Below are 11,953 nucleotides of genomic sequence, written 5' to 3' on the forward strand. Positions count from 1 at the left end.
TGGATGCGGGGAACGCGGAGGCGAATGATGCGGTTCCTTCTCCCGCTTGTCGGGAGAAGGGATCGGTGTCAGGTCACCAGCGGCGACGCGCCCGTAACCACATCCGGCTGCGCCTCCGCCCCCGGCCCCGTCGGCCCGCGCAGCTTCATCTTGAACTCGCGCCAGGTCACCGACTTGTCCTTGCGGATCAGCCAGCGGGCGAAGCCGACGATGTCCTCGAGGATGGTGTACATCACCGGCACGAACAGCAGGCTGAGCAGGGTCGAGGTGATCAGGCCGCCGATGACGGCGATGGCCATCGGCTGGCGGAACTCGACGTCCTCGCCCAAGCCCAGGGCCACCGGCAGCATGCCGGCGCCCATGGCCACGGTGGTCATCAGGATCGGCCGCGCCCGCTTGTGGGCGGCGTCCATCATGGCGTCGTAGCGGGTCGCCCCGGCGTTGCGGGCCTCGATGCCGTACTCGACCAGCAGGATCGAGTTCTTGGCGGCGATGCCCATCAGCATAAGCAGGCCGATCAGGGCCGGCATCGACAGGTTGGTGCCGGTGATCAGCAGGGCGAAGAAGGCCCCGCCCAGCGCCAGCGGCAACGCCATCTGGATGGTGATCGGGTGCAGGAAGCTTTTGAACAGCAGGACCAGCACCGCGTACATCAGCAGGATGCCGGTCAGGAAGGCGGTGGCGAATCCGACACCCAGCTCGGCGAAGGCCTCGACGTCGCCCGAGGGCTGAACCGAGACGCCGGGCGGCAGATTCTTCATCGACGGCAGGGCCTGCACCGCCTTGTCGGCGTCGCCCAGGGCCATGCCGGCCAGTTCGGCGGTGATGGTGGCGTTGCGGCTGCGGTCCAGCCGGTCGATCTGGCTGGGCCCGGCCCCGAAGGTGATGTTGGCCACCGCCGACAGCGGCACGGCTTCGCCGGAAGCAGTCGGAACCCGTAGGTTCTCGATGACGTCCAGGTGCTCGCGGGCGTCCTCGGTCAGGCGGAGGCGGATGGGGATCTGGCGGTCGCCGAGATTGAACTTGGGCAGCAGCTGGTCGATGTCGCCGAGGGTGGCGACCCGCACGGCCTGGCTGATGTCGTTGGCCGAGACCCCCATGCGGGCGGCGACGTCCGGCTTGGGGGTGACAAGGATTTCCGGCCGGGCGATGTCGGCGGTGTTGACGACGTTGGCCAGGCCCTCCAGGCCGCGCATCTCCTGCTCGACCGCCCGGGCGGCGCGGGCCAGGGCCGGGCCGTCGTCGCTGGTCAGGGTGACGTTGTAGAGCGGGGCCGAGCCGTCGACGCCGAAGCGGATGCGGACGCCCGGGATATCCTTGAAGCTCTTGGCGACGTCCTGCTCGAACTCCTGCTGGGAGAGCTCGCGGTCGTGCTTGGGCACCAGGTTGGCGGTCACCGCCGCCCGCCGCACATCACCCAGCGCCGCGCCCGAGCCGCCCGGCCCGGTGGCCGACAGCCCGGCGCCGACGCCGCCGTAGACGCTCTTCACCTCGGGTCGCTTCTTGAGGGTCTCGGTGATGCGCAGGACCACCGCGTCGGTGTCCTCGATGGTCGACCCCGGCGGCAGTTCGACGCTCATGGCGCTGTAGCCCTGGTCGCCCGCCGGGATGAATTCGCCCGGCACCAGGGTGGCGACGAAGATCGACAGCACGAAGAAGACCGTGCCCGCGATGAAGGAGACGACCCGGTGCTTCATGCCCCAGGCCAGCGACTTCAGATAGCGACCCATCCAGAACGGGTCCTTGTGCTCGCTCATCTTGCTGGTCCGCTTGAGCAGATAGGCGCTCATCAGCGGGGTCAGCATGCGGGCCACGACCAGGGAGAACAGCACCGAGACGCAGGCGGCCAGGGCGAAGCTCTTGAAGAACTGCCCGACCACGCCGGGCATGAAGCCGACCGGCGCGAACACCGCGATGATAGTCGCCGTCGTCGCCACCACCGCCAGCCCGATCTCGTCCGCCGCCTCCATCGAGGCCTGGTAGGGCGTCAGGTTGTACTGCTGCATATGCCGGACGATGTTCTCGATCTCGACGATGGCGTCGTCCACGAGGATGCCGATGGTCAGCGACAGGGCCAGCAGGGTGACGACGTTGAAGGTCTGGTCCAGCGGCGCGAGGATGGCGAAGGTCGGGATCAGGGACAGCGGGATGGCCGTCGCCGTGATCAGGGTGGCCCGCCAGTCGCGCAGGAACAGGAAGACCACCGCCACCGCCAGGATGGCCCCGAGCAGCAGCGCTTCCACGGAGGCGTTATAGCTGGCCTCGACGTACTGCACCGTCGAGGTCACCTCCTCGATGTCGAGGTCCTTGCGTTCCGCGTCGAGCTTCTCGACCGCCTTGCGAACGGCCTTGCCGGCCTTGACCTCGCTGCCGTCGCGGGTGCGCAGCATCGAGAAGGACACCACCTCCTGGCCGTCGAACCGGGCCCGGATGCGCGGCTCGGTCCAGCTGTCGGTGACGGCGCCCAGATCGCCCAGTCGCACGCTGCGGCCGCCGCCCAGGCTGACCCGCTTGTCGGCCAGCTGTTCGACGGTGTCGGCCCCGCCGAGGGTGCGGATGGCCCGCTCCTCGCCGCCGACCGTGGCCCGGCCGCCGGGCAGGTCGGCGTTGATGCTGCGCAGGGTCTGGCTGACCTGGGCCGCCGTCACGCCTTGCGCCGCGAGTTTGCGCGGGTCCAGCTCGACGCGGATCTCGCGCGACACCCCGCCTTCGCGGGTGACCTGGGCGATGCCGGGAATGGCCAGCAGCCGCTTGGAGACGTCGTTGTCGACGAACCAGCTCAGCTGTTCGGGGTTCAGGCTGCCAGAGCGCACGACATAGGTGATCAGCGGCTGGCCGGAGATGTCGATGCGCTGGACGATCGGCTCGGGGATGTCCTGTGGCAGGTCGGCGCGCACCGAGGCGACGGCGTTGCGCACGTCGTTGGTGGCCCGCTCCAGATCGACGCCGATCTCGAACTCGACGCTGGTGTTGGAAACCCCGTCGCCGACCGTCGAGCGCACATGGCGAACGCCGTTGAGGCCGGTCAGGGCGTCCTCGATGATGCGGGTGACCTGGCTTTCCAGCTCCGGCGGCGCGGCCCCGGGCTGGCCGGCGGCGACGACGACCAGCGGAAAGTCGATGTCGGGGAAATTGTTGACCCGCATCTGCAGGAAGCCCTGCACCCCGGCCAGGGTCAGGATGATGAACAGCAGGACGACCGGGATCGGATGCTTGATCGACCAGGCGGAGATGTTGCGGAACATCGGCCGCCCCTAGCGCTTGGGCTGGGCGGTGACCACGCGGACATGGTCCCCGTCGGCCAGGAACCCGGCGCCGCCGACCACGACCCGCTCGCCGGCGTTCAGGCCGGCGGCGATCTCGACGCTCTCGCCGACCCGGGCGCCGGTGGTCACCTCGCGGAAATGCGCGACGTTGCCGGCGTCGACGACATAGACGCCGGCCTTCGAGTTGCGGAACACCACGGACGACTGCGGCAGCACGAGGGCCGGCTGGTCGCCGACATCGATGCTGGCCTTGGCGAACATGCCGGGGCGGAAGCTTTGGGGCGAGGCCAGGCTGACGCGGGCCAGGCCGACGCGGGTCTGGGCGTCGACGCGCGGGGTGATCAGGCGGACCACGCCGCCGGTCTGGCCGCCCTCGTCGCCGGTGATGGTCGCCGGCATGCCGGGTCGCAGCAGCGTCAGCTGGGCTTCCGGAACCTCGCCGGCCAGTTCCAGCCGGCCGTCACGGACCAGGCGGAACAGTTCGACGCCGGGCTGGACGATCTGGCCCTTTACCACCGCGCGGCTGGAGACCCGGCCGCTGACCGGGGCGCGAAGGTTGGTCTGGTCGAGCTGGGCGGCGGCCGAGGCGGCGGCCGCTTCGGCCTGGGCGACGCCGGCCGAGGCCGTGCGCTGCCTCGCCAGGGCGGTGTCGAGCGCCGCCTGCGAGAGATAGCCCTTGGCCTTCAGTTCCTGCGACCGGCCGAGCGCCGCAGTCGCTTCCGCCAGCGTGGCCTTGGCCGACAGCACCCCGGCCTGCGCCTGGCTCAGCGCCGCCCGCTGGACGGTGTCGCTCATCTTGACGATCAGCTGGCCCTGGCGGACCCAGTCGCCTTCGTCGGCCAGCACCTGCACGGCGGTCAGCCCGCCGGTCTCGGCGCCGACGATGACCTCGTTCCAGGCGGTGACCGTGCCCGACACCTCGATACGCCGCGGCAGGGTCTGCTCGGAGACGACGGCGGCGGTGACGGTCTGCGCGACCTTGGCCTTGGGCGCCTCTTCCGTCTTGCCACAGGCGGCCAGCGGCAACGCCAGCACGAGGGCGAAAGTCACAACGAGGGTCCGCGTCCGGCTTTGCCGGTCGGTGAAGGCGCGCACGTCGTACTCCCCAGTCTGTGCAGACGTCAGGCGGTATCTAGGCCGTTGCGGTCATTTCGCAACCGCGAAGAGCCCCGTTACCTGTCGATGACGCGCGGGAACCGCCGGTTCCGACATCCTGCTGACAAAATAGGGACAGAGCCAAGGCGCCGAACGCCGTTCTGCAGTCCATGATTGAACTTGTCACAGCCACGCTGCCAAGCTGATCGCCTCAGGGGGGAGTGATTCCATGGCCACGATCAATGGCGACATTCTGTACAACACCATCCACGGCACCTCGGCGGCGGACACCATCAATGGCCTGGGGGGCAACGACACCCTCTATGGCGAGGGCGGCAACGACACGCTGAACGGCGGGGACGGCGATGACACCCTGATCGGCGGTGTCGGCGCCGACACCATGAACGGCGGCGCCGGCAACGACCGCATCATCAGCTGGTATCTCTTCGGCGAGACCGACGTCATCGACGGCGGCGACGGCACCGATACCTTCGTGACCAGCTTCGAGCCCGAGGAGACTTTCGAGCGCGGCGTCGTGATGACCATCGAGAACGGCGTCGTCATCACCCCCTGGGCCCGTATCCAGAATGTCGAGAACTTCGAGCTGACCGGCACCACCTACTCCGACACCCTCATCGGCGGTTCGGGTTCGAACATCCTGTACGGCCGCGCGGGAGATGACCGGATCAGCGGAGGGTTTCTGGGCGACACCCTCTATGGCGACGCCGGAACGGACTTCGTCAACGGATATGCGGGCAACGACTATCTCTATGGCGGCGACGGGGATGACGCCGTGTCCGGCGACGAAGGCCTCGACACGATCTACGGCGGCGCGGGGAACGACTCCCTGTCCGCCGGTTCGGGCAACGACCTGCTGTTTGGCGAGGACGGCGCCGACAGCTTTTACTCCCATGAGGGCGCCGACCGCCTGACCGGCGGAGCGGGCTCCGACACCTTCTTCTATAATCTGTTGTCCGACAGCACCGTCGCCGCCGCCGGCCGCGACAGTATCGTCGACTTCTCGATGGGGGACCTCATCGATCTGTCCTGGTTCGACGCCAACAGCGTCGAAACCGGCTTCCAGCAGCTGGCGTTCAGCGAGACCGCGGCGGCGAATTCGGTCTGGACCGTTGCCGGATCGACGAGCAGCGTCTTCATCGACAACAGCGGCGACGCCGTCGCCGACTTCCAGATCGACTTTCTCAACGGCGCGGTGCTGACGGCCTCAAGCTTCAACTTCGTCCGCGCCGGGCCGACCCGGGGCCTGATGCAGTTCGACCGCACCCTGGTCGATACGACCGGCCTTCACTACCTCGCCGGCGACGCCCGGCGCGAGGTGATTCAGGGCCTGGACGGCGCCGACTATCTGGTCGGGAATGCAGGATCTGACCGCCTTGAGGGCGGCGAGGGCAACGACAGCCTCTACGGCGGCAACGACGAGGACTCCCTCTACGGCGGGGCCGGGCAGGACCTGCTATTCGGAGAATCCGGCTTCGACTGGCTTTATGGCGGCGCCGACGATGATCAGCTGTCCGGCGGCATCCTGGACGATTACCTGTTCGGCGAGGACGGCGCCGACATCCTCACCGGCGGCGCCGGCGCGGACAGGCTATATGGCGGCGCCGGCGCCGACCGCTTCGTCTACGCCCTCGCCGACAGCACGGTCAGTTACTATTACCGGGACACCATCAGCGACTTCGAAGCCGGCGATCTGATCGACTTCAGCGGCATCGACGCCGACGCCGCAACCGCCGGCCAACAGACCCTGCTGTTCAGCGCCACCACCGCCGCCGCCTTCAGCGTCTGGTCGGGCTCCACCGGCGGAACCACCAACCTCTTCATCGACAATACTGGCGACGCCGTCGCCGACTTCCAGCTCGACCTGAGTAACGGGTACACTGTCACCGTCGCCGACTTCCTGGGCGTCGTCTCACCGCCCCCGCCTCCGCCGCCACCCCCGCCCACTTATGCCTTGATGACCGGCACCGGCGCGGGCGAGACCCTGACCGGCACGACCGCCCGGGATCAGATCCAGGGCCTGGGCGGCGCCGACCTCCTGCTCGGCGGCGACGCCGACGACCTGCTGGAAGGCGGCGACGGCGATGACGTGCTGACCGGCGGGGCCGGCAGCGACATCCTCACCGGGGGGACCGGCGCCGACCAGTTCGTCGCCACGGCCGGCAGCGGCGACGATGTGGTCAGCGACTTCACGGTTGGCAGCGACCTGATCGATGTCACGGCCTTTGCAGGCTACCAGTCCATCGCCCAGGACGGGGCCGACACCCTGGTCACCGTGGCGACCGGGGTCACCCTGCGCCTGGTCGGCGTCTCGGCCGGCACGGTGACGGACGCCAGCTTCCTCGGCCTGCCGCCTCCCCCGCCGCCTCCGCCGCCCCCGCCCCCTCCTCCGCCGCCGCCGCCAGGGACCTTCGACCGCACCCTGACCGGCACGGTGGGCGCCAACACCATCACCGGCGACGACCGTTGGGAACTGATCCTCGGCCTGGACGGCAACGACAGCCTCTACGGCATGGGCGGCAACGACCGGATCGAGGGGGGCCTCAACAACGACAAGCTCTACGGCGGCGACGGTGACGACGTCCTGGTCGGCGCCGGCGGCCAGGACACCCTGACCGGCGGGGCCGGGAGCGATCTGTTCGTCTTCTCGACCGGCGACGGGGCCAACACCATCGCCGACTTCGAGGACGGCATCGACCTGATCGACATCAGCGCCTATGGCGCCTACACCTCGATCATCCAGCTGAGCGCCAACACCAAGGTCAGCTTCGCCGACGGCGGCTACATCACCCTGACCAACTTCACGGCGTCCAACCTGACGGCGGCGGACTTCGTCACCGGTTCGCCGCCGCCGCCGCCTCCACCACCACCGCCTCCGCCTCCCCCTCCGCCAACCTACACCCTGCTGACCGGGACGAGCGCCGCCGAGACCCTGACCGGCACGACCGGCCGCGACCAGATCCAGGGGCTCGAGGGCGCCGACCTCCTGATCGGCGGCGACGCCGACGACCTGCTGGAAGGCGGCGACGGCGACGACGCCCTGACCGGCGGGGCCGGGAGCGACATCCTCACCGGCGGGGCCGGGGCCGACCGTTTCGTCGCCACGGCGGGAGGCGGCGACGATGTGGTCACCGACTTCACCGTGGGCAGCGACCTGATCGATGTGACCGCCTTCGCCGGCTACCAGTCCATCGCCCAGGACGGAGCCGACACCCTGGTCACCGTCGCCACCGGCGTGACCCTGCGCCTGACCGGGGTCGCGGCCTCGACCGTCACCGAGGCCAGCTTCCTCGGCCTGCCGCCGCCTCCGCCGCCCCCGCCGCCCCCGCCACCCCCTCCGCCGGCGGAACCGACGGCGCCGGCCGGCATGAGCGTCATCACCGGCACCGCCGGAATCGACAGCCTGCCGGGCACCACAGGGGCCGAGGCCATCTACGGCCTGGCCGGCAAGGACAACATCAACGCCGCCGCCGGCGACGACTGGCTGTCGGGCGGCGACGGCGACGACCGCATCTCCGGCGGCAGCGGCAACGACACCTTCTACGGCGGGGCCGGCCGGGACATCATGACCGGCGGCGTCGGGCTTGACACCTTCATCATCTATGTGGCCAGCGACAGCGGGCCGACATCGACGACCCGCGACTGGATCAACGACTTCAATGTCGCCCAGGGCGACATCCTCGATGTCAGCCTGGTGGACGCCGACACGGCCACTGCCGGCGACCAGGCCTTCAGCCTTGTCTCCGCCTTCAGCGGCGCGGCGGGGCAGATGGTGCGCAGCTACGACAGCGGGACCAACATCACCCTGCTGTCGTTCGACGTGAACGGCGACAGCGCCGCCGACATGCAGGTCGAGCTGACGGGCGACATCAACAGCGGCTGGATTCTCTAGCCGCCGTCATCCCACGCCACGTCGACCCGGCGGGTCGGCGTGGCGTGGAAGGCTCGCACTTGCCCCGATCTGTGCTAGACGCGCCCCACCATGACCACCCCGCCTATCGACAAGATCCGCAACTTCTCCATCGTGGCCCACATCGACCACGGCAAGAGCACCCTCTCTGACCGCCTCATCCAGCAGACGGGCGGCCTGACCGCGCGCGAGATGACCGAGCAGGTCCTCGACAATATGGACATCGAGAAGGAGCGCGGCATCACCATCAAGGCGCAGACCGTGCGCCTCAACTACAAGGCCAAGGACGGGGAAACCTATGTCCTGAACCTGATGGACACGCCCGGCCACGTCGACTTCGCCTATGAAGTCAGCCGTTGCCTGGCCGCCTGCGAAGGCTCGATCCTGGTGGTCGACGCCAGCCAGGGCGTCGAGGCCCAGACCCTGGCCAACGTCTACCAGGCGATCGACAACAACCACGAGATCGTGCCGGTCCTCAACAAGATCGACCTGCCGGCCGCCGAGCCCGACCGCATCCGCCAGCAGATCGAGGACGTCATCGGCCTCGACGCATCCGACGCCGTGCTGTGCAGCGCCAAGAGCGGCGTCGGCATCGACGACGTGCTGGAAGCCATCGTCACCCGCCTGCCCGCCCCCAAGGGCGACCCCAACGCGCCGCTCAAGGCCCTGCTGGTCGATGCCTGGTATGATGCCTACCTGGGCGTCATCGTTCTGGTCCGCATCTTCGACGGCAGCCTGAAGGCCGGCCAGCGGATCAAGATGATGAACGCCGGAAAGACCCACCTGGTCGACCGGGTCGGGGTCTTCCAGCCCAAGAACACGCCGGTCGACAGCCTCGGCCCGGGCGAGGTCGGCTTCTTCACCGCCCAGATCAAGGAAGTCGCCGACGCCGCCGTCGGCGACACCATCACCGACGAGAAGAAGCCCACCGCCCAGGCCCTCACGGGCTTCAAGGAAGTGCAGCCGGTCGTGTTCTGCGGCCTGTTCCCGGTTGACGCCGCCGACTTCGAGGACCTGCGCGCCGCCATCGGCCGTCTGCGGCTGAACGACGCCAGCTTCAGCTACGAGATGGAAACCAGCGCCGCGCTCGGCTTCGGCTTCCGCTGCGGCTTCCTCGGCCTGCTGCACCTGGAAATCATCCAGGAGCGGCTCTCCAGAGAGTTCGACCTCGACCTGATCGCGACGGCGCCGAGCGTCGTTTACAAGATCGGCCTGATGCACGACGGCGGCGAGATCGAGCTGCACAACCCGGCCGACCTGCCGGACCCGGTCAAGATCGACACCATCAGCGAGCCGTGGATCAAGGCGACGATCCTGACCCCCGACGAATACCTCGGCGGCGTCATCAAGCTCTGCCAGGATCGCCGCGGGCAACAGCGGGAACTGTCCTATGTCGGCAGCCGGGCCCTGCTGGTCTACGATCTGCCGCTCAACGAGGTGGTCTTCGACTTCTACGACCGCCTGAAATCCATCTCCAAGGGCTACGCCAGCTTCGATTACCAGATCGAGGGCTACCGCGTCGGCGACCTCGTGAAGATGCAGATCCTGGTCAACGCCGAGCCGGTCGACGCCCTTTCCATGCTGGTCCACCGCGACCGGGCCGAGCAGCGCGGCCGGGGCATGGTCGAGAAGATGAAGGAGCTGATCCCGCCCCACATGTTCGTCATCCCGATCCAGGCGGCCATTGGCGGCCGGATCATCGCCCGGGAAACCGTGCGGGCCCTGCGCAAGGACGTGACGGCCAAGTGCTACGGCGGCGACGCCTCGCGCAAGCGCAAGCTCCTGGACAAGCAGAAGGCCGGCAAGAAGCGCATGCGCCAGTTCGGCAAGGTCGAGATCCCGCAGGAAGCCTTCATCGCCGCCCTGAAGATGGACGATAACTGATGCTGCCTCAGGAGCTCGACGGCGTGACTCTGCTCGTCGACGTTCCTTTGGCGGGCCTGCAGGCCGGGGATGTCGGCACGATCGTCGCCATCACCCGCGCCGACGACGGCCGTCTTCGCTACACAATCGAGATCGAGCGGCCGGAGGGCGGGACGGCCGACGGCCAACTGATCGACCTCGACGCCTCCCAGTTCGGGCTGGACTGATCAGGCCTCCAGCAGCTTGCGCAGTTCGTTCTTGGCCACCTTCTCCAGGGTGGCGCGCGGGAAGCTGTCGACGAACCGCACCTCGTGCGGCTGCTTGAAGCTGGCCAGCTGGTCCTTGCAGGCCGACAGGATCGCTGCCTCCAGCCCGTCCGTGCCGCCGGGGGCGATGACGAAGGCGACCGGGACCTCGTCCAGCATCGGGTGGCGCTTGGCGACAACGGCCACCTCGCCGACGCCCGGCACCGACGCCACGACACGCTCGATTTCCGAAGCCGCGACGTTCTCGCCGCCGACCTTGAGCATGTCCTTGGAGCGGTCGGCGAAATAGAGGTAGCCGTCCTCAGCCACCCGGACGCGGTCTCCGGTGATGAACAGGCCGTCTTCGGTGAAGGCCTTGGCGGTGGCTTCCGGATCGGAGGCGTACTCCAGGAACAGCGACACCCCCCGGATGCCGCCGACCAGAAGGTCCCCCGTTTCGCCGACGGCGACGGGCTGCCCCTCATCGTCCAGCACATGGATGGCGTAGGCCGGTGAGGGCCGGCCCATCGACATCGGGGCGTCGGGGGCGGTGGGCGAGCCGACGGTGCCGTGGGTCATGGTCTCGGTCATGCCCCACCAGCCGACGGTCTTGACCCCGAACAGCTTGTCGGTGGCCGGGTCGCAGATGCCGTTGCCGAAGTTTCGGTAGCTGTGTTTGGGCACGGGATGGCCGGCGATGGCCTTCAGGCAGAAGGGGACCATCGAGGTCCAGGTACAGCCGTGTTTGAGCGACACGGGCCAGAAGCGGCTGGCCGAGAATTTCGGCATCAGCACCGCCGTGCAGCCGGCCCAGAAGGCGGCCAGCACCGAATAGACCTGGGCGTTGGTGTGGAACAGCGGCAGGTAGACGAGGTGGACGTCCTCGGGGACCAGCCCTTCGTTCTGGGCGCACATGCGGCCGCCCCACAGGGCGTTGGCGTGGGTCCAGAGCACTGCCTTGGGCCGCGCCGTGGTGCCGCTGGTGTACTGGATACCGAAATGGGCCCAGGGGTCGTGGGGGCGGTCGGCCAGCGCAGCCGGGTCGGCGTCCAGCCCCGCGAAGGCCTCGAATCCCTCGGCCGAGGCCGGCTGGCCGCTGTCATTGTCGGTGACCACAATCCAGCCCAGTTGCGGCGCCGCCTCGCGCACCAGGGCGGCCAGCATCGGCTGAGTGATCGCCCCGACCGCGCCGCTGTGCTGCGCGAAATAGCGGACCTCATCCAGGCTCGACTTGGTATTGGTGGTCACCGGCACGGCGCCGGCGTAGGCGCAGCCCAGCCAGCTGATCACCGACTCCGGGCAGTTTTCCAGATGCACCAGCACCCGGTCGCCGACCTTCACCCCCCGCGCCTGCAGCCCGGCGGCCAGCCGGCGCACGGCGTCGGCGAACTGGGCGTAGGACCAGGTCCGCCCCTCGCCCTCGAAGGGCTCCCAGACCAGGAACGGGTGGTCGCCGCGCCAGGCGGCGCGGGCGTCGATCAGGCTGCGGATATCCATGCCCTCGAAGGGCGTCAGGGGTCTGGGAGCGGTCATGGCGTAGAACATGGCGGTCCTCC

General features: G+C 68.8%; 6 protein-coding genes. 3 read left to right on the forward strand and 3 right to left on the reverse strand.

Translation table 11 applies throughout. From position 1 onward, the window contains the following. Positions 1-68 precede the first annotated feature (68 nt). On the reverse strand, positions 69-3,245 hold the full coding sequence (locus tag O5I81_RS17010; protein ID WP_271066050.1) for an efflux RND transporter permease subunit: 3,177 nt from the start codon (positions 3,243-3,245) through the stop codon (positions 69-71). Positions 3,246-3,254: 9 nt separating this feature from the next. Beyond that, a complete protein-coding gene (locus O5I81_RS17015) occupies positions 3,255-4,316 on the reverse strand; it encodes an efflux RND transporter periplasmic adaptor subunit (protein WP_271066051.1) in 1,062 nt (353 codons plus the stop codon). 274 nt (positions 4,317-4,590) lie between these two features. Between O5I81_RS17015 and O5I81_RS17020 the strand changes: the two genes are divergently transcribed. The 3 genes from O5I81_RS17020 to O5I81_RS17030 all read left to right on the forward strand — a co-directional run bounded on the left by O5I81_RS17020 (position 4,591) and on the right by O5I81_RS17030 (position 10,379). Then, positions 4,591-8,271, forward strand: coding sequence for a M10 family metallopeptidase C-terminal domain-containing protein (locus O5I81_RS17020; protein ID WP_271066052.1), 3,681 nt, complete (start codon positions 4,591-4,593; stop codon positions 8,269-8,271). A 90-nt stretch (positions 8,272-8,361) separates the two neighbouring features. Beyond that, positions 8,362-10,173, forward strand: a complete 1,812-nt coding sequence (lepA, locus tag O5I81_RS17025) for a translation elongation factor 4 (protein WP_271066053.1) — start codon at positions 8,362-8,364, stop codon at positions 10,171-10,173. Next, the gene (locus O5I81_RS17030) at positions 10,173-10,379 is read left to right on the forward strand and encodes a DUF4926 domain-containing protein (RefSeq protein ID WP_271066054.1); all 207 of its coding nucleotides are present in this window, start codon (positions 10,173-10,175) and stop codon (positions 10,377-10,379) included. The genes lepA and O5I81_RS17030 overlap by 1 nt, the downstream gene beginning before the upstream one ends. On the opposite strand, the gene O5I81_RS17035 is transcribed toward O5I81_RS17030, so the two are convergent. Then, positions 10,380-11,942: an AMP-binding protein gene (locus O5I81_RS17035; protein ID WP_271066055.1), complete on the reverse strand. Its 1,563-nt coding sequence runs from the start codon at positions 11,940-11,942 to the stop codon at positions 10,380-10,382. Positions 11,943-11,953 lie beyond the last annotated feature (11 nt).

The sequence above is a fragment of the Caulobacter sp. NIBR1757 genome, from assembly GCF_027912495.1.
In the GTDB taxonomy this organism is placed as follows: Bacteria; Pseudomonadota; Alphaproteobacteria; order Caulobacterales; family Caulobacteraceae; genus Caulobacter.